17 protein-coding genes are annotated in these 23142 nt (G+C 38.1%); 5 read left to right on the forward strand and 12 right to left on the reverse strand.

The genetic code is table 11. The features are described from left to right. Positions 1–197: 197 nt before the first annotated feature. The 7 genes from FW778_RS04135 to FW778_RS04165 form a co-directional block, all read right to left on the reverse strand. Positions 198–641 carry a cupin domain-containing protein gene (locus FW778_RS04135; protein WP_150413320.1) on the reverse strand — a complete coding sequence of 148 codons (444 nt, stop codon included), beginning with the start codon at positions 639–641 and terminating at the stop codon, positions 198–200. Positions 642–709: 68 nt separating this feature from the next. Then, positions 710–1291 carry a Crp/Fnr family transcriptional regulator gene (locus tag FW778_RS04140; protein WP_150413321.1) on the reverse strand — a complete coding sequence of 194 codons (582 nt, stop codon included), beginning with the start codon at positions 1289–1291 and terminating at the stop codon, positions 710–712. Positions 1292–1636: 345 nt separating this feature from the next. Then, positions 1637–2497 carry a hypothetical protein gene (locus FW778_RS04145; RefSeq protein ID WP_150413322.1) on the reverse strand — a complete coding sequence of 287 codons (861 nt, stop codon included), beginning with the start codon at positions 2495–2497 and terminating at the stop codon, positions 1637–1639. Further along, on the reverse strand, positions 2497–3882 hold the full coding sequence (locus tag FW778_RS04150) for a DUF3696 domain-containing protein (RefSeq protein WP_150413323.1): 1386 nt from the start codon (positions 3880–3882) through the stop codon (positions 2497–2499). Before FW778_RS04150 ends, FW778_RS04145 begins: the two co-directional genes overlap by 1 nt. 380 nt (positions 3883–4262) lie before the next feature. Continuing rightward, positions 4263–6446 carry an ATP-binding protein gene (locus tag FW778_RS04155; RefSeq protein WP_150413324.1) on the reverse strand — a complete coding sequence of 728 codons (2184 nt, stop codon included), beginning with the start codon at positions 6444–6446 and terminating at the stop codon, positions 4263–4265. A 271-nt stretch (positions 6447–6717) separates the two neighbouring features. Then, positions 6718–6903 (reverse strand): helix-turn-helix transcriptional regulator, encoded by a 186-nt coding sequence (locus tag FW778_RS23680; RefSeq protein WP_150413325.1) that lies wholly within the window; start codon positions 6901–6903, stop codon positions 6718–6720. A 558-nt stretch (positions 6904–7461) separates the two neighbouring features. After that, complete coding sequence (locus FW778_RS04165; protein WP_150413326.1) at positions 7462–8562, reverse strand: fatty acid desaturase family protein; 1101 nt, start codon at positions 8560–8562, stop codon at positions 7462–7464. A gap of 316 nt (positions 8563–8878) precedes the next feature. On the opposite strand from FW778_RS04165, the gene FW778_RS04170 reads away from it, so the two are divergent. Further along, a complete protein-coding gene (locus FW778_RS04170) occupies positions 8879–9946 on the forward strand; it encodes a lysylphosphatidylglycerol synthase transmembrane domain-containing protein (RefSeq protein ID WP_150413327.1) in 1068 nt (355 codons plus the stop codon). 197 nt (positions 9947–10143) lie between these two features. Continuing rightward, the gene (locus FW778_RS04175) at positions 10144–11043 is read left to right on the forward strand and encodes a magnesium transporter CorA family protein (RefSeq protein WP_150413328.1); all 900 of its coding nucleotides are present in this window, start codon (positions 10144–10146) and stop codon (positions 11041–11043) included. Between the two features lie 24 nt (positions 11044–11067). Here the strand turns inward: FW778_RS04175 and FW778_RS04180 are convergent, their stop codons facing one another. Together FW778_RS04180 and FW778_RS04185 are read right to left on the reverse strand one after the other, a co-directional pair. Next, complete coding sequence (locus tag FW778_RS04180; protein WP_150413329.1) at positions 11068–12381, reverse strand: hypothetical protein; 1314 nt, start codon at positions 12379–12381, stop codon at positions 11068–11070. A 133-nt stretch (positions 12382–12514) separates the two neighbouring features. Further along, positions 12515–13198 carry an arylesterase gene (locus FW778_RS04185; protein ID WP_150413330.1) on the reverse strand — a complete coding sequence of 228 codons (684 nt, stop codon included), beginning with the start codon at positions 13196–13198 and terminating at the stop codon, positions 12515–12517. Between the two features lie 140 nt (positions 13199–13338). Here FW778_RS04185 and FW778_RS04190 point away from each other — a divergent pair, with 140 nt between their 5' ends. From FW778_RS04190 to FW778_RS04200, 3 genes are all read left to right on the forward strand, one after another. Continuing rightward, complete coding sequence (locus tag FW778_RS04190) at positions 13339–14031, forward strand: ABC transporter ATP-binding protein (protein WP_150413331.1); 693 nt, start codon at positions 13339–13341, stop codon at positions 14029–14031. 39 nt (positions 14032–14070) lie between these two features. After that, a complete protein-coding gene (locus FW778_RS04195) occupies positions 14071–16647 on the forward strand; it encodes an ABC transporter permease (RefSeq protein WP_202552071.1) in 2577 nt (858 codons plus the stop codon). Between the two features lie 186 nt (positions 16648–16833). Continuing rightward, entirely contained in the window at positions 16834–18054 is a 1221-nt protein-coding gene (locus tag FW778_RS04200; RefSeq protein WP_150413332.1) for a DUF763 domain-containing protein, read from the forward strand. Positions 18055–18102: 48 nt separating this feature from the next. On the opposite strand, the gene FW778_RS04205 is transcribed toward FW778_RS04200, so the two are convergent. The 3 genes from FW778_RS04205 to FW778_RS04215 all read right to left on the reverse strand — a co-directional run bounded on the left by FW778_RS04205 (position 18103) and on the right by FW778_RS04215 (position 22955). Beyond that, positions 18103–18867 (reverse strand): Dph6-related ATP pyrophosphatase, encoded by a 765-nt coding sequence (locus FW778_RS04205; RefSeq protein ID WP_150413333.1) that lies wholly within the window; start codon positions 18865–18867, stop codon positions 18103–18105. 240 nt (positions 18868–19107) lie between these two features. Beyond that, a complete protein-coding gene (locus FW778_RS04210) occupies positions 19108–21792 on the reverse strand; it encodes a beta-L-arabinofuranosidase domain-containing protein (protein WP_150413334.1) in 2685 nt (894 codons plus the stop codon). Between the two features lie 119 nt (positions 21793–21911). Further along, positions 21912–22955 carry a glycoside hydrolase family 16 protein gene (locus tag FW778_RS04215; protein WP_235906014.1) on the reverse strand — a complete coding sequence of 348 codons (1044 nt, stop codon included), beginning with the start codon at positions 22953–22955 and terminating at the stop codon, positions 21912–21914. Positions 22956–23142: the final 187 nt, after the last annotated feature.

Genomic DNA, 23142 nt, shown 5'->3' on the forward strand with positions numbered 1-23142 from the left:
TTACAAAAATTAAATCTATAACAAAAATTCAATTTCAATGAGCCCGTATTGCTTGCTATAATAATTCCCGGGACTGCTATAAATATATTCAAAGTATATCCCTAATTATTTAAACCTTGTACGAGATGGCCACGATAAAAGTATTTTCTTATTGAAACATCCTAAGGCCAGCATGGGGGTTGTTACCGCTGCAATGTTTATGCATTTTCTAGTTGGGGCATTACAGGAATAAGCCCATGCTTAGCCATTACCAGTTTTAATTTTCCGATATCAGGAGGGCCGCCTGCATTTACTATTTCAGCCACTTCTTTAAAGAAGATAGGGCCGATCAATGCCGGGGTAATTACTGCCAGTCCTTTGGCATCTTCCTGCTTAAAATTGTTGAACCCGTGAACAGCACCACGCGGAATAAAGCACGTTTCACCCGGCGCAATGTCAATAGGTTTGCCATCTACTATAAAAGTCATATCGCCTGCTAATCCATAAATAGTTTCATCAAAATGCTCATGATAATGCGGTATGGGCACTTTTGCGCCGGCTGGTACTGTAAATTCAAACATGGCTGTAGAACCATTGGTGTCTGAGGCTTCCAGCAGAAATTCGATAGTAACCTGGCCTGCTTTAATTGTTTCTCTTTTCATAATAAAAATTTTTTATGATGCTAAGCTACCTTGTTGAAACTGCAAAGTCCTTGATTTGAGATAAGAAGCTATTTGCCGGCAATTTTTTTTCTGATACGACTTAATGTCTCAGGCGTCATAGACAAATAGGCTGCAATATGATAGAGCGGTATCCGTTGCAATAAGGGCGATTCTTCTTTTATAAACCGCAAATATTTTTCTTCGGGAGTTTCAACAGTAGCCTCCGCTAGCCTTTTCTTCAACATAAAATTCGTATCCTGCTGTGCCCTTATAAAACCTAAAGTAAAAGATTTAACCTGGCTTATGGCATATATCCAGTTCTTCTGATTGATGATCTGGAGTTTACTATCTTCAAGGGCCTGCAGGTTTAATTCTGTGGGCTTATTATCCAGGAAACTTACCAATTCGCTGCACCACCCGTCTTCCATCTTAAAATAAATAGTACGCTCTTCACCGTTATTATTAATATAGTATTGCCGCAGGCAACCCTTCTCTATAAAATAAACATGCCTCGCCACCTGTCCGGATTGAAAAAGGTGTTCGTTTTTTTTTACCTCTAATGGTTCAAATAATTGAATAAGCCTGGCGCAATCTCTATCAGGCACTTTATATACCTGTTTCAGTTGTGTCAACAGTGGGGAAACTTCCATATGTCTTTTTCGGTTTGGTCTCGCAGTTTAAAATTACTGTTTTGTGCCAATAAGTTAAAAGTTGCGCCCTTCTCCCTGGTTTGTGGCACATGAACCTCCCTAAAGCGACCTACAGCAGTTGTGTTTTTGTTTGAAGGATGCTAAGGAAAGCTGGGGATAGCAGTCCCTAATTATTTAAACTTTGTATAAGATGGCCAGATAAGAGGATTTGTTTATTTGAATATACTCAAGCCAGCATGGGGGGAGGCGGAAACTAAGTACAGCGGTGTTTTTGGTCACAAGACCAACAACGGCGGCAAGATAAGGACTTTTTTTATTGAAACATTCCTATGGCAGCATGGGCTTTTAGTTACCCCGAACTTCCCTAAAATTGGCACACTTGGATTTCCACTTTGTTGCTTTCTGTCGATCATACGAAACATTTATTTCCCAAGTTGGTTCATTTATGACAACATTTTCAAAAGAATTGTCAATTGTTATTAAAAGTTCATCAAAAATTATTTTTCTTTCATGAATTAGACGAGCGTTTCCTGTATAAAAAAGTTTTAATCTATTTCCTAAAATTTTCTTTAAATCTCTTTTTGGCGGAAGTAATTCATGTTCGTTCATTTTACTACCCCTATATAAGAAGGTGTAATAATTAATAGCCAGTCCACTCACATTGGACAAAAAACGAGTTTCTTGCTGCCTATTAAATACATAAACATCAGTGATAATTTTTGGTATTGCAAACAAATTCGAAAAAAGTGTTTCAATTTCAGCATTAGAATTAAATTGCTGGTAAGATACATTGCACTTGTGATTGGACAGGAGTTCCAACTTAATCCAGTGCATGTTTACTGGTGCGCCTTTGTTGACAATTAGTAAGGCGGGAATTTTTCTTTGCAAATTAGTTACATCATCATAGACTACCGGAATCAGTACAGAAATGTTACTTTTTGTTGCTATTTCAATAAACTCTTCTCTCAAATTATTTTTTTCAGTAGTCGTTTCTATTCTTAATCTACCAGTATCAGATAATTCGGTAATTAGGGCTTCAAATAAAGCCGTATCTGAAATTGACTGTTCCAAAAAAGCAATATATTTTTTTGAAAAACAAATTTCATTAGTACCATTATAAACGATGTCGAATACTTTTTTATGGGCTGAAATATTTTTAAAATTGAAACAGAGTTCCAATATATCAATATTAGGTAATACTATCATTATAATAACTGTTTTACAAGAGAGTAAGATGTGTCAAAAAAACCTTTAGGAAATATGGGTTCTAACTTTCCATCAGATAATATTTTATGTTCTGTAATTTTAAACTTTAGTGGTTCCCTCTTAAAATAGTGTATTGTAATATCTTCTGGCTTTAGGCCAAATTTTTTCAATTTTACTAAAACTTGAAGTTTCCTTATTATATGCTCACTATGGGTTTCAATAAAGTATGTATTTTTTGACCCCAGGCTTAACAAAGTCTCAATAAATTTGGCTTGCAAAGATGGGTGTAAGTGAACTTCTGGCTGTTCAATAAGAATAGTTTGCCCTTCTTTTGTATAGTGTTCAGATAACAAGGCTTGAAACAAAATGGGAATTTGCAACGATACTCCATACCCTACATCGGTGATGTTAGACCAAAAATCTTTTGTCTTTACATTTAAGGCTAGTACAGGTAGTTGTTTATCTTTAATAATACTGACTTCGTCAGCAATGCCGAACTCTTTAATAGTTTTATTAAGTAAATCTACTCTCTCTTTATATTGTTTTTCTGTTAAAGTTTTATCACTTAATACATTGATGAATTTTTCAATATCAATAAGTTTGTAGGTTGCTTTTTTATCTTCTTGAAAATAAAATCTTTTTGGCGATGTTCCTATCGGGTTAACAAACCTGATTTTTTCAATTTGTCCTTGTATATAATTTTGAAAAACTAATAGAAAGGCTATTGAATAAAATACATAGTCAGAATTTGCACCAAATTGTTCTTGACATTTAACTCTGAATTCAGAATCGACTAGTGTAAAAAAAGCTTCTTTGAATGAAGTACAGTTTTCAATTAAACCAACTTGATTTTTAAAGCTAAATTTTAAGTCACAAACTAATTGACGAACATTATCATCATCCTTTCCCTTTCTTTGAATTATTTCTAACGTACCCAACGAGTCATTTATAAAAACAGTCTTTATTGTACTATGATCATTAAGCTTGGAAGAAAATTCAAAAGCAATATTAGTAACGGAGTCCTTATAAGCGTTTAGAATGTTTTTTATTTCTGTAATTCTAGTCTTCGTACTTTCTTTTTCTATGAGATTGAGAAAATTCAAGAAATAGTCAAAATATTTTTCACCACTTGCAAAACCTATTCCTATCTTCTTGTTTTTTTTTCTATAGTAAACCACTTCCTCATAATTCCCTAAATCTGTAAAATCCCCAGTAAGTTTTAAATTAACTTCAGTTGGAGAGTCAATAGTTTGCTTTAATGCCAAAAGTAATTTTAGCAGAGAACTTTTTCCTCCGCTGTTTTCGCCAATTAAAATATTGATTTTAGAAAAGTTGAAGTTTTGTTTTTGAAAACTTCTGTAATTATTTACTGTTAAATTGAACATTGTACTAAAAATTAATAACTAAAGTAGGTAAAATTAAATAGCCTTCAAGTTTTTAGAGTGTTTCATACCCTGACCGCTAACTTCAAAAAATACGAAAGTTTTCTACCTCTTCAACTAGCCTATATTTCTTTAAAAAATTAATTATTATTAATCCATTTTAAAAATAATCGAAAGTATTAAAACTTTCGCAAATACAACCCCGTTTCACTTAGTGTGCTCATAACCGTTAGTTTCGCTATCCTTGAGGTTGCAACTAAGTATTTATGAATATTAAATCTATAACTATCCCCATGTTCGTGGCACATGAAACTGAAGCTTTATTGTTTCGTGTGCCAAGCAAGGCCTTAGCTACCAGACCTGCGCCAGCATTACCTTAGCTTTTATGTCAGCAGTTTCACTTTTTTATACAATTGAACTAGATGAAATATTGAGATATCAATCAGTGGCTCAAACATAAAAGCGTTGACATGAATATTCTCTGGTGTCATTAGATTCACTCGCTCTAATACGGTTAGGATATTTTTGTCGCTATTAATTGCCTTAAAGTGAGTTAATAACTCGGAAGTTTGGTTTGCTGTAATAACTAAAGTCGATGAATTGGGAATTTTGCTTAGCATGTATTCCTCCGCTTTAAGCCTAATTGCAATAGACAAAGCTATTTTATTCTCCAAAAGTATTTCATCAAGTGAACTCTCTTGTTCAATCGCATCAGCCGTTTCAAATGTGAAGTCTTTAATTGGCTTTGCGCCGAATGTAATACTTCGATTAGCTGTTGTAGGAAAGCTGCTATGTATTAGTGATAATATGTCACTACATTTAAGTCTGTTTGTATCGGTTTTCAGGTGAAGACATGAAGTAAGTTCCACATATTTTTGACTTGATTGACCTTCAATGTATTCAATTAAGTTTCTTACCAGTGGAATAATACTAACAAATATTTTAGGCTTGGCTAAGTTGTTTTTGAAATGACTAAAAATGTCGTTTAAATAACCTCCCTGGACTAATGAAATTTCTCTTGCGTCATTCCTTAAGGTCATTAGAATACAACGTCTGTCTCGGTCTAGCCGTAGCCTTTTCGCAACTGTTCTGTAAAAATCAAAATTGTGTGTAAGTATTAATAACTTAAATACAGTACTTTGGTGTAATTCTTTAATATACTCAATTATGGCATACTTGTTTTTATAATCAAAGGAATCGGCAATGTCATCAAGAATTAAAAGAGTCTTTTGATTCAGTTGCACACGTGACTCAACTTCGAAAAGGAGGTGGAGAATATAAAAAGCTCTTTGTTCTCCTTTGCTCAAAACTGAAAGTAGAGAGTTTTTATCTTTTCGAACAGGCGTGTCATTCGGGTCTTTGTAATCAAATTCAAGATTTGCTGTTTCCTCTTTCAAAACGACGTCTTCCTGATTCACTAATTTAATTTCAAAAGGAACATAAAATCTTTCATTGAAGGTCTTGATAATTTCCTCCCAAATTACGAACTCCTTTTTTGCCTCAATGATTATCTTTTCTAATTCTATTTTTTTGCTTCCGTAAAACTTGGAAAGTTCATTTGTTTCTTTGGAAAGAGCTGAAATATAATTTAGCCAAACTTTTTTTCTAAAATCGTCATATTTATCAAGCTCCACCAGTAAAAGGTTATCCTTTTCAACAGCACTCTTAAAAGACCTCATTTCAGCATTTGCTCCAATTGCTTTATCGACTTGGTCGAACGATTTTTTCAATTTTTCATCGTTCACAATAGATGTTATCTCCTTTTGAAGTAGCTGCTTTAACTCTCCTGTTGATTTAATTTCAGCATTATCGCTAAGTGTAAATTTGTGACCTGCGTCAAAATATGAATTGTCTTCAGTAGACTTTAGTAATTCATTTGCTTGGTATGTTCCAAATGAGTTTGCTGAACTTTTGAAAAATTTTGATTTTTTAAGAAGTTCATCATATTTAGTGACGTAATCTGATAAAAGTTTTTGGTTTTTGTCTAGAAACTTTTTGACGTTGCCTTTTTTATCAAAAATGTCATTATATCGAAAATTATATGTAGCCGGCTTTGGTGATAATATTTTTGAAGTTGTTAGCAACAATTCATAAAATGTATCTTTTGGAGATTGACTATAAGTATTGATAAATTCTGTTTCGCAGTCTGTACTTTGCGATATTTGCTTTAGCTTCTTTATATATTCACTTTTTTGTGTTTCTAACTCTGAATATATGTCATCATATTTTTTCTTTAGTTCTTTGCTTGCAATAAATGAGCTTATCTTATTAGAGGAATCATAATTATTGTCCTCTGCATTAACAACCAAAATTGATGCAATATCAATCGAATTTCCATCAGCACTAATGTTGTGTGATGTTGCCCTGTTGTTATATACTTTGTCACACGGCATTGATTTAGTATCGTTCTTTGCAATAAGGTCTAAGGTCTTGGCAAAAGAAGTTTTCATAGTCCCGTTTGGAGCATAAATTAGAAATGAATTAGTTGCTAGCTGTCCAAACTCGAACTTGTGGTCAAGTTTACCGATTCCAAAACAGTTTTGAAGTTGTATTTCAAGAATATTCATAGCAGTGTAAGGTTTCAATATAGTTACCGATAATTCTTAAATATTCACATGTTTATACTCCACCTTCCTGGCGGGTGTCTCACCCGCAATTCCTCAATCATAAACGTCCAATAAGCCGAATAGCACAAACAATTATACAACTTCGTTTGTGCATAAATGTTATCCAACAATTTACAATTAAAAATCTTCCAGTTTAAATAAGGGGTGGCTCTATACTCTACCGTTAGTTCTGCAATCAGAGTTTCAAATATATACATTTATTCTTCATCCTTCACAACAACCCCTCCCTCTTCATAAAGCTTTCGAGGGCGCTTTTACCGCGAGAGCCAATGCGCCTATAAATATCCCTGAGGTAAAATTTCACAGTGTTCTCCGTAAGGCCGGTTACCTCCGCCATATCCCTGGCGGAGTGGCCCTGCCACATACACCATAAGAGTTGCGGGTATTTTTCGGGCATAAGCCCGCGGTGGTTTTAATTAGAGAATTAAATATATTAAAAAACATATTTGCGCACAACAGAAATAAAAAAAATGCCGTTTGCGGGCATTAGGGTGGCTTTTATATTTTACCGGTAATTTTTATTAATCCACTGCCTCTTTATCGCTTCGCAACATGCAGCGTCCTTCATAAAAACTATCAAAAGTTACTGGCAAGATGAGTAAGGAATGCATCATGCCACCCCGCTCCCTGCCTTCGCCCCACCTTCCCTATACCTGTGCCCTGTGGAATTCGTTTTCCTTTCGCTATCCGTTCGATGATCGTTCGATTATAGTTCGTTTTTAAAGATCGAATAATATACGCAATAAATTCGCGGTGTTCCCGTTTTTAACCAAAGGCAGGTAGCGCTGAGGTAGCTGCCTGGTATTTATCACACTTAAATTTATTAGGAGCCGTTCCCCTCTCTTTGGGAGACAGGTTGGGGATGAGGTTTTTTTTCAAAGACGAACGCCTTCCAAGGCAGTATTACGGATACGGATACACGCAATATAATGATGGTAACTTTAGAACCCCCACCTTACATTGTTTCTTCAAAAATATTCTCTGCAACGGCATTGGCCTTCAGCAGCCGGAAGTGATTGTATAACGACCTCCACAAGGGAAAGCTGCGGTAAGGCAGATTGTTCTTTTTTGCAAAGGCCTGGATTTGCTGCGTTACTTCAGGATAATACACATGGTTTACATAAGGGAAAACATGGTGCGCTATGTGATAGTTAAACGAGCCCAGGAAAAACCTGGTAAACCAGTTATCATTTTCAACATCGTTGGTAGTTGCGAGCTGGTGCCTGAACCAGGTATCCGGCAACTGCCCTTTATTATCCGGCAAGGGAAATTCACTCTCCGGTGTGGCATGAGGTGAAAGTAAAAATATAAGGGACGTACTGCTTGCGGTAAACATCATAATTAAAAAGGCAGTAATTATTTCTCCCCACGTTACATGAAGAACCATTTTTGGCAGGATGATAAAATTAAAAACAAAGAGCGCTTTAAAAAAGAAGAGCTTACCATACTCGATAGTGGGGATAGTATTTATCTTCCAGACTATTGTATTTTTTTTAAAAAAATCTTTAAAGTCGCGTATAAAAAGCCAGTTAAATAAATACAGCGGGTACAGCAGCGGCAGATAGATATATTGATAGCGGTGCATTTTTGAATATTCGCCATGCGGAAATACACGGGCCATGGGGCTTTGCTCAAAATCACTATCCCAGCCCATTACATTCGGGTAGTTATGATGCAGCCGGATGTGGCGTATTTTAAAGATATAACTGTTGGCCCCGATGATGTCTAAAAAATACGCGTATAGGGAGTTGATCCATTTTCGACTGAACAGGGTATTATGTACTGCATCATGGGTAAGATTGAGGAAATTAATCTCCAGTAAAAAAGCAAGCAGCGCATAACAAGTGTATAAAATATATACGTTACTTCCATATAGCAAAGCAGCAATATACGTGGCGAGGTATAACGAGGGAAATACAATGGCTTTCAACGTAATCAGCCACCGGCGTTTCTTTTCTAAAGTTGTTACAGTTTGGTTTACCTGTTTCCTGAGCTCCAAAAACATATCCCTCTCTGCTTCCAGCTTTGCAAAAACAGGTTTTGCAATTAGTTCCATATAAGTATGTTTTAAAATTTAAAAATTCAGGTTAAAAGATTCATTTAATAATGAATCGTTGACCTGTTGACATTAAATATTACCTACATATTATATTAGCTTCATACTTAAAGGCCACAACAATTATGCTATTTTAGATGAATAAACCAAATGATAACTCTTTTATACAAAATATAAATGATAAGCAGAAAGCAGGCAACGCCAGGTTAATTTTAAACGGCTTTCGCGCTATTAACTTTTAAAACAAACGGCTATCTTTAAACCAGCAAATGTTACTTATTAAATAGTTCACTTTGTTTGAAGGGCATACAGTACTTTGGCCAACACTATTAAAAATAATAAAGACATAATTTCTGATAATAAAGAAAGATTGATCCCACGATCACGGTTGGTGTTTATTATTTTATCTGCCCTTATTTTCGTTTTTGTAGTTTATTATTTCTCCGAAATTGAAACAGGAGTGAAACTGCTTGATAAGGTGAAGGTTTACTGGCTGGCGGTGGCGCTCCTCTCGCAGTTTGCTACTTATTTTTTTACCGCATTCATTTATCGTTTTTTATTGGACGCCCACCGGTTGCAGTTTAAGCCGGGCCTGTGGCAGTTAGTCAAGGCATCTATAATTTCATTGTTCTTTAATCAAACGGTGCCGAGTGCCGGAATCAGTGGCAATACTTATTTTTTTAATTTCCTGAGCAGGCTCAACATAAGAGTAAGTCAGATCCTTTCAGTGATATTGGCAGAACTGCTGATTTTTTATGCTGCTATGGAAGTTATAATAATAATATTATTAGCCACCTGCTATACCTGTTACAAAGTGCCGCACGCTTTCAGGATAACACTTTGGGCAGGCATTGCCGTTTACCTTGTTTTTGGAACATTGATATCGCTGGCGGGAAGGAAAAAATTTATTAATGGTATTTATGAAAAACTTCAAAAAGTAAGATTTTTGAAGAAGAGATTTGAAAGGGTAATTCAAAACATCCGGCAACAGGGACTCGAGAAAGAAGAAGTGAACTCTTTGACCTTTCTTAACGGTAATAAGAGGATAGTTGTAAAAGTATTTTTGTTTCAGCTATTGGTATTTCTGTCAGATGCGTTCACTGTGTATGCATTATTTATTGGGGTGGGGCTTGCTGTATCCCCATTGGTTATATTGCTTGGCTTAATGTGCACGAGGGTTATAGCCATACTGCCTTTTTTACCCGGAGCTCTCATTCTTTTTGAAAGCAGCATGAGTTTCTTTTTTGTAACCCTCGGTATACCGTTGGCGACGGCAGTGATGGTTACGCTGCTGTTCAGGCTCCTGTCTTTCTGGTTCCCCATACCCATTGGCCTTTTCCTTTACAGGAGATGGAATTCCGGGTTATTAAATGCAGGCGGGTAACCGGCTAGCCTTAACCGTTATAGTCTGTTATTTCCGGTTCGTGTATGCGTCTTTCATTTCGCACAATATTCTATATTCACATTCGCAGTGAATATATTTAATCAATCTATTCTGCTCTCCGGTAAAATCAATATCGTAATTAACTGCAACTCATCCCAGCAAAATAAAACCGTAGTTTTGCAACCTAACTTTGAACAATGGCTATTAACGGATATGAAGTATGTGATGGTATAAAATGGATCGACGTGTTGAATCCATCACAGGCTGAAATGCAGGAACTGAGCGATCAGTACCACCTCAACAATCACACAGTTAGAGATTGCATGCAGCCCGAACATTTACCTAAATATGAACTGGTGGACGATGTTCATTTTTTAATCCTTCGTTTTTATTCAAAAGATCCGGACAGACCTATCGCCACTATCCAGGAACTAACGAATAAGATTGCGATATTTTATACTGAAAAATTTATCATCACTATTCATAAAGCGGAAGCGCCGTTTTTATCGGAGGTACGGACGAAGTATATCGATAAAAAGAAATGTGATTCTGTTACTGATATTCTCGTAAAAATTATATGGAACGATCTTGAAAGTTTTGATGATCCTGTTTCCAGGCTTTCTGAAAAACTGGACTCTTACGAGTCGGAAGTAATGCTTAAGAAAACCAGCCCTGATCTTACACAGGAACTATATATCATCAAGCACGAGGCATCCGTATCTCACAAGGTATTAATGCTGATGCAGGAGCCGATTAATCACATCGAACCCAAAAGAGGTGATAAATCTGCTGTACAGGATATGCAGGATCAATACCTGAAAATGCTGACGCTTTACAGCCAGGTGCTGGACGACGTAAATAATCTGATGAATCTTTACATGTCTTTATCTGCCAAGCGCACGAACGATGTAATGAGGATACTTACGGTATTCTCGGTCTTCTTTATGCCGCTTACTTTTATTGTGGGGGTATATGGAATGAATTTTAAGTTTATGCCGGAACTTAACTGGAGGCTAGGTTACCCAATGGTGATGATCTTTATGGCCATCGTGACCATTATTATTTATTTCTGGTTTAAAAGGAAGAGGTGGTTGTGAGGGGAAAAGGTTGCCTTAAAATGTTTAAAAATTTGCCTGAAAATATCCTTTTCGACAGACCTCGCTGGTTCCGGATCCATAAAATAAATTCGATACGGTCATATTACCATAAAAGTCAGCCGCGATGCGTTGAGAATTAATACTATCTATTTTAATATAAAATCCGCTGATACCGGCAAAATAAGACTTATCGCGGTTACTAAAATAACAACTGTCAACAAATACATTCGGGCTATATACTGCTCCCGGCGAAAATCCACTATAAGAGGTAAGGCTAATGTGGAAGACGGAACTTCCATAATCAGAATGACCATTTATTATTAATCTATTAGTTACTCCATTCCTGAAAATACTAGCATTTGAAATATTACCTCCCATTGTTTCATAAGGGTACTGTCCGCGATTGTCGATACTAAAGCCCCATTGGTTTAAAGAATCTACACCGATATTATAATAATCTTTAACCCTGCATGTAAAGTAGCCTGACAAAGGTGTTATATTACCTGACCCATCTTCTGTTAAGGCATTACCTTTAAAAGTTCCTGTTACAATATCACCCGTTACCGATAATATGGTTACTGCAAGGTCACCTAAAGAATCAGAAACATAATGGGTCACAATATCAGGTCGCCACAATTGAAAACCTACGTCACCTTTTTGGCTATGATAGACACCGGTTTTTATCCTGGTTCCGGTTCGAATTTGCAATTGATATACTGAATCGCCATCAAATGTCACCCCATCGATGATTAAAGTGTTTGCTTTAATCACACCTGTTCTGATTGGGCCATATATAAATTTATTTTCCACAGTAAGCCCGAGGAATTTTGGGGTGGAATTTCCTTTGTCGACGTCCAAACTTAATTTACCGTTTGTTATATTTTGATAACTACCGTCTGTGCCGTTTAGAATACCGGAAAATGAACCCTTTAACTTTTTAGTTGTAAATCCTTCGATTGAAAATAGAACGGTTGCGTTGGATGAGGTTTGCAAATAGTTGTTTGATGACGTATCGAAACGGAAGTAGGAAATTCCATAAGTAATATGCATTGTGTCACTACGAAAGCTGGTCCTGTTAATAAACATTTTCATGGTAATGTTGGCCTTTCCGTTTGCCGAACTACCTGAAAGATATAATATGGTATCCTGCATGCCAGCGCCAATTATTTTGTAAAAACTTGTATCAATAGATCCACTATATGTTATTCCCCCAACCTCGCATTGCCAGGTATTATTAACGCTGAAATCGACGGGAGGAACATCCGGAACAGAAGTATCGGCTTTATGACACGCAACAAATGTTTGCGACAGCAAAATAAAAAAAAATATAAAACGCATTCAACTAATTTAATGGGTAATGCAAGTTAATTATAGTTTTATAAAGTAGTGTTGGCTAAAAAGCGTCGTTTCAAAAATATGCCTCTTCATGTCCGGTGTCCTTACTAACATTCCACGATCATATTTATCGATACTAACGGCAAATATCTTTCAACGCTTCCCATACATTTTCAGCAACTATTTTTTCACCATCTTTATTGGGATGTATGCCATCTTCCTGGTTTAGCTTCGGGTCACCACCCACTCCTTTTAATAAGAACGGGATTAAACTTACGTGGTTCTCTTTGGCTAATGCGGGATATATTTTTCTAAACTCCGTCGTGTAGTCCTGGCCCATATTGGGAGGTATTTCCATACCGGCAAGCACAATCTTTACTGATGGATATTTCTGTTTTACTTTATCAATAATTGCCTGCAAATTCTTTTTGGTTACGGTTAATGGAATGCCCCGCAAACCATCATTACCACCCAGCTCAAGCACAAACACATCAATTGGCTGGCGTAAGATCCAATCAATACGACCCATGCCACCGGAGGTAGTTTCGCCGCTCACTCCAGCGTTTATTACTTTGTAGGACAGGTGCAGCGAATCAATCTTATTTTGTATTAAAGAAGGAAAAGCTTCAGATGGATCGAGGCCGTAACCGGCAGTGAGGCTATTACCAAAGAACAAAATTGTTTTCAGCTTTGCCGAAGAAACATTTGAAACATTTGGCGTATCAGCCTGTTTTACGGAATTAGCCTTTTCACTTTTGTTATTGTTGCAACCGGCGATAATTATCAATAAGAAAAGATTAATAAAGAAAATTTTATTCATTAAATAGTTTATAAATTTTAAGATAGCTCTTAATAAAAATAAGAATTCAGGTAATTTTATACCTGGCTCTTATATTGAAATATTCATACATAAAAAAATAATGCCATTTGCAACGGCAACCGGCAAGTTAACCAAACCTTATGGAATCAATTCTCTCCCTGCAGCAGGTAAGTAAAACTTTTAAAAGTGGTAACCGGTTATTAACCGTACTTGACAATGTAAGCTTTTCCGTTCCCAAAGGAGCAACGCTTTCTATTGTGGGCCCGTCAGGAAGTGGTAAAACAACCTTGTTAGGTTTGTGTGCCGGGCTGGACCGCTGTTCATCAGGAAGAGTTGTGCTGCAAAATAACCACCTGGAAAAACTAAATGAAGACCAGCTTGCAGCCGTAAGAAATAAATACATTGGTTTTATATTCCAGAATTTTCAATTGATGCCAACACTAACGGCGATTGAAAACGTAATGGTGCCCCTTGAATTACGGGGCGAAAAGAAAGTTCGGGCACGAGCTATGGAATTACTGGATAAAGTAGGCATTGCAGATCGCAGTCACCATTACCCGGCACAGCTTAGTGGTGGCGAACAGCAGCGGGTATCTATTGCGAGGGCTTTTTGTAACAGGCCCGGTATTTTATTTGCAGATGAACCTACGGGCAACCTCGATGCGGAAACCAGTGAAAAAATTGTGAGCCTTATTTTCGATCTTAATAAAGAAGCGGGCACAACATTGGTGTTGGTAACCCACGATGGAGACCTTGCCGCAAAAACACAACGCATCATACATTTAAAGGGAGGGAAAATAGTATCTGATAAACCGACAATCTTAACAGCCTAACGGTGAGCATTAGACGAATTATAAACTGTAAACAAAATAATGGAGCAATCAACTTCTGAAGAAAAAGAGCTTACGGATTTTAAGACAAGTTTTAATATACCATGGCTTGCACAAATGGCCTGGCGTGACAGCCGCAGAAGCCGCTCCCGGTTGTTTCTTTTTATCTCCTCCATTATCCTTGGTATTGCTGCGTTGGTTGCCATTTATTCACTGGGAAATAATTTGAATGATGAAGTAAACAACCAGGCTGCCACCCTGCTGGGAGCTGATCTTGAAATCTTATCCAACCAGCCTGCTACACCGGTGATTACACATTTACTCGATTCTCTTGGCGACCAAAGATCGGAGCAACGCAATTTCGCCTCGATGGTTTTATTTGCTAAAAATAACGGGACGAGGCTGGTACAGGTTCGTGCGCTTGAAGGCGCATTTCCTTATTATGGTTCATTGGAGACTGCACCCATATCCGCGGGAATTTCTTTCCGAAATAAACGGGAAGCTTTGGTAGATGAAACACTCATGCTGCAATACAATGCAAAGGTGGGGGACTCGATAAAAGTGGGGGACCTCAATTTTGCTATTGCGGGTAAATTGCTAAATGCACCGGGACAAACAGGATTCTCTTCATCCATTGCTCCTATTGTTTATATACCGCTTCAATACCTTAATGAAACAGGACTAACGCAGAAGGGTAGCCGCATTAGTTATCATTATTATTACAAATACAGCCCGGGCGTAGATGTTCAGAAAATGATGGATGGCATGCGGCAAAGGCTGGAAGCCAACGATCTTAATTATGAAACTGTAGCAAGACAGAAAGAAGATACCGGCCGCGCCTTCAGTGACCTTACCCGATTCTTATCACTGGTAGGTTTTATAGCATTGCTGCTGGGTTGTACGGGTGTGGCCAGTGCGGTGCATTTATATGTAAAAGAAAAAGTGAGCTCCATTGCCGTATTGCGATGCCTCGGTGTAAGGGCTTCACAGGCGATGTTTATTTATTTGATACAGATCGTTGGCATTGGCTGCATTGGTTCCCTTGCCGGTGCTGCATTAGGAGTGGTGATTCAACAGTTTTTACCTTTTGTCTTAAAGGATTTTTTACCGGTTCAAATCACTACTGCTATTTCGTGGATAGCTGTTTTACAGGGAATTGCTTTAGGAATTATTATTTCGGTATTGTTTGCGTTACTGCCATTGGTTTCCATTCGTAAAATCTCCCCGTTGAATGCACTCCGGGTTTCTTATGAGCCACAACGCAGGGAAAGAGATCCTTTAAAATGGCTGGTTTATCTTCTTATTGTAATCTTCGTATATGCTTTCACGTATGTCCAGATGCATAACTGGAAACAAGCGCTTTCTTTTTCGGCAGGTATTGCAGGATCCTTATTAATACTTACGAGTATTGCCCGTGCGCTGATGTGGGCAGTAAGGCGGTTCTTTCCTTCTTCATGGAATTATTTATGGAGGCAAGGCCTGGCCAATCTATATCGCCCCAATAACCAAACAACCATTCTTATCATTGCTATCGGGTTGGGCACAGCACTTATCTGCACGTTATTTTTTATACAATCAATACTCTTACAAAGGGTAGAATTATCTGCAGGCGCCAATCAACCTAATATTGTTTTATTTGATATTCAAACCAAACAGGTAACGGGCGTAACCGGCCTTGCAAGGCAATATGGCTTGCCGGTGAAGGAAACGATACCTATTGTAAATATGCGGCTGGAACGGGTAAATAGCATTACCGGCGCTGAATCATTAAAGGATTCTACCAGTAAATATTCCCGTTATCTTTTCAACAGGGAATATCGTGTTACCTACCGGGATTCTTTAACTGCTTCAGAAAAAATTACTGAAGGCAAATGGATAGGTAAAGCCGACAGCAGCAGGCTGCCCTCTATTTCAATAGAACAGAATTATGCAAAAAGAAATGCGATAAAGATTGGCGATACATTGTTGTTCAATGTACAGGGAACCGAAATGCAGACTGTTGTTGGCAGCTTCAGGCAGATAGACTGGAAAGGCATCCGGACTAATTTCCTGGTGGTGTTTCCAAAGGGATTGTTAGAAACGGCTCCGCAGTTTCATGTGTTGCTTTCGAGGGTTCCATCGCAGGAAGTATCCGCACAATTTCAGCAGGCAATGGTAAAACAATATCCCAATGTTTCTATCATTGATCTTGGGCTGGTATTGCATATACTGGATGCACTGATGAGTAAGATCGGGTTCGTGATTCGCTTCATGGCGGGCTTTAGCATTATAACGGGTATAGTTGTGTTGATTGCATCTGTACTCATAAGCAAATACCAGCGAATGAAAGAAAGTGTTTTGCTTCGTACGCTCGGGGCAAGCCGTAAACAGGTTTTTGCCATTACCGCATTGGAATATTGGTTCCTCGGCTCATTGGCTGCACTTACCGGAATATTGCTGGCGCTTGGTGCAAGCTGGGCTTTGGCACATTATATTTTTGATACACCATTTCACCCGCAATTGCTTCCGGCATTGATTTTATTTTTACTCGTTTGCGTACTAACGGTGGCTACCGGGCTTGCAAACAGCAGGGGTATATTGAACAAACCACCGCTTGAAGTGTTGAGGCAGGAAGAGTGACAAATTAACTTTCAAAAGAGAGAGTGCTACAAAAGGTGCTTCGTACAGAATCAATTTTAATTCAAAATTTCCTGTTAGATAAACAATGAATGTAAATACCGGTCACTCATGACTCCGGCAGAAAACTTAACAAGATCATATATCATTCTCATGAATAACAACCTCCTTAAGCCGTAATTTTATGTAATGAAAAGATCAGGCTCTGCAGACCTTCCGCTTCATTATGGTTATGTTCCCAAATGGCTGGCAGAGCGTATGTCGGTGTTAGGACTGGCGATTACAGAGGCCATCATTGCTGATTACGGACAAACAGAAATGGTTCGCAGGCTTAGTGATCCTTTTTGGTTTCAAAGCCTGGGCGCCGTAATGGGAATGGATTGGCATTCTTCAGGCATTACTACTTCATTGATGGGCGCATTAAAACGTTCTATTAATAAACATTCAAAAGAGCTTGGAATTTATATCTGTGGCGGCAAGGGAAAGTTTTCCAAAGAAACTCCGGCAGAACTATTAAAGATAGCTGAAGCCACCGGCCTTAATGGGAATGAATTGGTTCGTTCCAGTAAGCTGAGTGCCAAAGTAGATAATACTGCCATACAGGATGGTTTTCAATTGTACACGCACAACTTTATCGTAACCAACACAGGCCAATGGACAGTTGTACAACAGGGTATGCATGCAGCTGATAAAACGGCCCGACGTTATCACTGGCATTCCGATGATTTTACTTCATTTGTAGAAGAACCACATACTGCCATTTATGGAATCAACAAAGGGCAAATTCTAAACCTCACGGCTACTGAAGCGAGCACCACCCGCAATAGCATGCTCAACATTACTCATGAACAGCCTCTTCATATTATCCGCGAAGTACAGGAACTTATAATGCCTGCACACCATGAAGTGACATTGAAAGATGTGGATATAAAAAGGTTAGGTACCATATTGTGGATGGCATATGATAAACAACTAAAAGATTTTGAAGAGCTGTTGCTCCTTAAGGGTGTTGGACCACGCACCGTTCAATCGCTTGCATTGGTAAGTGAAGTGATACATGGCACTCCTTCCAGGTTTAAAGACCCGGCAAGATTTTCGTTTGCGCATGGGGGTAAGGACGGTCATCCTTTCCCGGTGCCAACAAAAGTGTATGATGAAACCATCAGCCAGTTACAGCAGGCAGTTCATAAAGCTAAAATCGGTGACACTGATAAAGCACAGGCAATAAAAAAACTGCTTGAAATTGCTGTAAAAAGGGAAAAAGATTTTATAGCAGATAATAGCAATGAAAACTTTGAAAAGCTCATACAAAAAGAACGTGATGATTCATGGAAGTATGGCGGGAAAACCGTTTTTGGCGATGCAAAGCCGCCCCAAAATGCTAAAGCGAAACAGATGAAATTGTTTTGAAAGAATTTGATACAAGCAGGAGTTTGGTGCAAACAAAGTATATCTTATCTATCCTTCCTGAACCTCTTGTTTTAATAATAAATCGCAAAACCAAAAGCCATTATCGAACGGGCTGGCTGAAGCATTTGTATCGCTGACATTATTAACCCGATCATCTTTTTGTGTACCGGGCGCTGCATATTTCTTATACACAATTTCTCCTTTAGTAAATGGAATAGGCTTTTTAAAAAGAGGGCCGTCAAAAACAAATGTGTGAAACTCGCCGTTCTCCCCGCAGGGGTCAACGCCGGGAGGAAGATCTTTTAAAAAATCATTGTCTATTACCCGGCCTGCAAAACTCTTGTCAAGATACTTTTCGTTAACACAGGTGATTATTGTTTTAAAACCCAAATCAATAAACTCCCTCACGAGGCGCCCGGTTGGGATTTTCCATAAAGGGAAAACCGGCTTTAGCCGTAACAACACTAACCTGCCTTCCCTGTACTTTCGCAAATCATCTAAAAAAATATCACCAAAGGCCGCTGCTGATGCACCCTTTTGTTGTAAACCTGTTAACACAGTCTCCATTAATCGTTCGTAGGTTTCCATTGATGGCATTTCGGGCACCTGCATTTTTATCAATGACAATCCAATACTTTCTGCCTGTTCGTTCAACAAATCAACCCGTACGCCATGCATTGAAATCCGCTGGTACTTTTCGTTAATGCTGGTAAGTAAACACAGTACGTCATACTGTTGCGACTGCATAATTTTATAAAGGCATAACGCGGAATCCTTACCCCCGCTCCAGTTGATGATAATTTTTTGTTTCAAAAGGATAACTATTTTATAAGGCGCATACCGGCGTGCAATATTCTGCACGGTTATAACGCCAGAAATTTTGAACAACAAATATAGTCAACGGGGTAACCAAATATTACCATAAATCGAGGGCGTTTAACGGTAAGAATTGATCCAATAATGAAATTCACTGACCCGGTTTTCTAAGAAAATCAGATACTCCAGATTATACAACGACGTTTGTTTTGACGCTGCTGGCACCAAGGACTTTACTTATCGACTATTTTCTTTTGATTGGTCAATTACATTTAATGGCATCCATACTTTTACATCTCCGCCGGTTTGGCTTCCGTCTGCAAATGGAACCAGGGTTAAATGTTGTTTAACTGTATTTTTATTATTGATGATGGTTGCGGTGTAAGCCTGGTTTCCTATCCATTGTTTGGGTAATAAATCAGTGCCCGTTACACTTCCAGGCTTTTCAATAACCAGGTTTTGATTTGCATCAAATTGATATTTCTTAAGTAAATCAACATTTAAAGAATTATCAAATGCCAACACCTGTGGCCCTCTTTGAAATGCTATCTGGCCCGGATAACTTTTACCACCACTTAATATTTGAACAGGCATATTAAAAGACACCTTTATTTCTTCACCAGTTTTCCAAAAGCGTTTTATAACCAAATATTGATTGGCTGTGCCTTTGTATTCTTTGCCATCAACTTCTGCGACAAAGGAATTGCTCCATGATGGAACTCTTAACCCAAGAGGAAAAGAAGCGGGCTTAGAAGTGTTTACGGTTATAGTTACATTGCCATCATCAGGGAAACCACTTTCAATTTGAAGGGATAAGTTTATCTTTTTATTACCAGGAGTTGTATAACTTTCTTTGTAGGATGCAGGCCCATACAACATCAATGTTGGAACGTTCTTTACATTGCCAAAAGTAAAATAAGGTATTAATGCAATGCCCCGGGGAACGCTCGATGTGCAACAGGATATGCCGCAGGAAAATGGTTTTATACCTATCAACGCCGTGTAATAACTTACGCACCCGGATTCAGGATTTTCTGCTCCGAATAACTGGTTATAAATTGATTTTTCAATTTGTTCCTCATACTTTAACTGGCCGGTTATGTCCAGTAGATTTTGATTTAATTGTATCCATGTAACGGTTACACATCCTTCGCCGATATTATCTTTATTAGCGGCAGGTAATACATCATCTTCCTGGAAATGTTCAAAAGAACTGGTAGTACCGGTGATGTACAACCTGTTGGTTACAATATCGTGCCAGGCAATTGAAACCGGTTTTAATAATTTAGGATCCCCGGTAACACGGTATAGTTTTGCCAGGCCGACGAGGTTCGACAACATCTCATACGCTTTACCGTTAGCCACCTTATTTACTTTGCCAGTTGATAATAATGTACTGATTATTTTAGGGCCATCTTTTTGCTCCCATGCATCGAGGATGTAATAACAAAAATCGAGGTACTTTTTTTCACCGGTATATCTATACAGTTCTACCATTGGATCCAGTACACTGGTTGCAGCCATTCCTACATGTTCCCCTGCTAAAATAATATCACGTTGCCCGGGTTTATTCCCGAAGGTTTTACACAACAGATCACCCATTCTTTTGCATGCCTCAAGTGCTGGCTGGTAGCCGGTCGTGGTATAATACGCCAATAAACCATACAAGTTATATTTATGCGACCATACATCCCAACTGGTCCAATAGTTATCCGGCGTATAGGTGCCTAAATAACCATCTTTCAATTGCGAGTTAACCAGTTCATACATCATCCGGTCCATCTGCTTTTTTAGCCGCATGTCGTGCGTTACTTTCCACACGTTACAGGCTGCTTCCAAATATTTACCTGCATGTTCCCCGATCCATGGATGACTGCCCGGCCTTTGCAAATAACCACTCATTATTCCATCCTCATCTACTTTCAATAGACGCTCTTCCAGGTTCTGTGTAAAGCGTTTACCGATATAACCTTGTAATATTTGATTTTGAAAACGAACGGGAGTAAACGCATCCTGGATTTCATTTCGCACAACAGGTTTTGGTTCACCAATAACGCTGATATCAATTTGTTTATTGGCTAAATAAACCTGTTCATTTTTTACAGTTGCGGTAGTGTTGTTTTCTGTAACCTCGTAACCTACCCTAAAAATATCTTCATTTACAGGCTGATAATTTGTGAAAGATACCTCAGTCTCAGAACCCTCTACAGGCTTCACTTCTACCCGCATAGTTTGTGAGTAAACTTCTTTATTATTTTTATCATCTATCCAATATTTCACAGATCCTTTAAAATCGTAATTGCTCTGGTTGGTAAACTTTATTGTTGTTATAAATCCATTATGATCCGTTGCAGAAATAGTGTGTTGCATTGAGATAAAATCCGACCATTGAATCGGGCCAAAATCATAAGGCCCCTGGTACATACCAACTCCACCAACATCCAAACTAAAAACCCTCACGGCAATTACATTCTCCTTATCCCAGAGGATGTCTTTTTCCGGAACCGTATAAACCCGTTCAGCATCCCATTTGGTTTCATAATGAGGCGGTAAAGAACCTGTTTGCCCAATCATTTTGCCATTAAAAAATGTTTGATCCACATCATCAATCTTACCAAGATTTAGTTTTATCCCTTTTCCTTTTTCTGCGCTTTTCATGCCGGAAGGAATAATTATTTTAATCCTATACCAGGCGTACACATTGTCTTTCATGCCTGTTGCGGACCAACTGGTACCGGTTTGCTTATTACCCCAGCCGGCATCGTTAAATGATGCGCTGGCCCAATCCATATTATCTCCTAATTTAAATTTCCATTCATGAGGTAATGAAATTGTTTGTGTCTTAGCAGAACCAAACATAATTATTGAAGAAAATATGAATAAGCAATACCGTGTTGATCTTCTTGAAAAAAAGGATTTCATGCTTCTATTTTTTAGTAAATAACGTAAAAAGGGCCCTATAAAAAATTACAAGTCCGTATCATTTGATTATAAGAAAAAATATGAATTATATTTTAATTGAGCCTGATTAATCTTGCCAATTATTTTTGAAAGACCCTTACATAATCAACTACCATTGCATCAGTGGAAAATGATGGATCTACTTTTCCACCGAAATTGCCTCCAATAGCCAGGTTCAGGAGAATAAAAAATTTATGATTGAATGGAATCGTACTGTCGTTTTTGACAGTTTGATACAATTGGTTGTCAACGAAAATGTTTATTTCGGATGCAGACCATTCCAAAACGTACTTATGAAATTGTGTGGTAGCGGTCGGGATATTAATCGTTTTTCCATTGCCATTGCCGCCGAAGTGTCCGGGATAATGCAGTGTTCCAAAAATTTTATTTAATTCTATTCCCCTGTGCTCCATTATATCAATCTCACCACAGGCTGGCCAGCCTACTTCTTCAATATTGCTTCCGAGCATCCATATTGCAGGCCATGTGCCGGCTGCAGCAGGCACTTTAGCCCTTACTTCTATACGGCCATATTTAAAATCGGCTTTATTTTTTGTAACTAATCTTGCAGAAGTATATTTCCTGTTTTCTTTGTGCTGCTTCCTGGCGATAATCATTAAATGTCCCTCTTTTACGATTGCATTGGATGTATCTTTCTCAGTATAATATTCCAGCTCATTATTTCCCCAGCCATTGCCTCCTGTTTCATAGCTCCACTTGCTGCTATCGGGTAATCCATTATAATTAAATTCATCACTCCAAACCAGGTTCCAACCGGCACCTGTGGGTGAGTCTTCTTCGCCAGTGGAAAGTCTCAACGCTTCTACATTAGTATAGTTTGTTTTTGCAATTTCGAGGTTATTGAATTTGGGACGAGGATTGATGTTTAAAGAATCATTCGTAGTCATTCTTACGTCAAATTCGGAGCCTGTACATTTTTGCTTAATGGCTTCTTTAAGAGAGGCTATCGAATTTTGCGGAAGGTTATCTTTCTCTGATGCTCTGCCGCGAACAACAACTAGATTGTTGGCAATTAAATCTTTGGTAGCACCGGTATTCTCGTTAACTCCATTTTTAGATACACTGCATGAAACGAAGGCTGTCAGCGGAAAAATCATATACATTAGACGCATAATAATAGAATTAGAAGTAAGGAAATATTATTAAATGGAGGAGCAACGACTCCTCCATTTATGTTTAGTTTCTCAAAATACATTTAAAATTGATATTGATTCGATTGTGATTTCGCAGGTTATTATAAGCACCACGGCACTTTGTTAATATCATCATATCCACCAAACTGCTCATCGA

Origin of the sequence: Ginsengibacter hankyongi, assembly GCF_008710285.1 — a bacterium.
GTDB lineage: Bacteria > Bacteroidota > Bacteroidia > Chitinophagales > Chitinophagaceae > Ginsengibacter > Ginsengibacter hankyongi.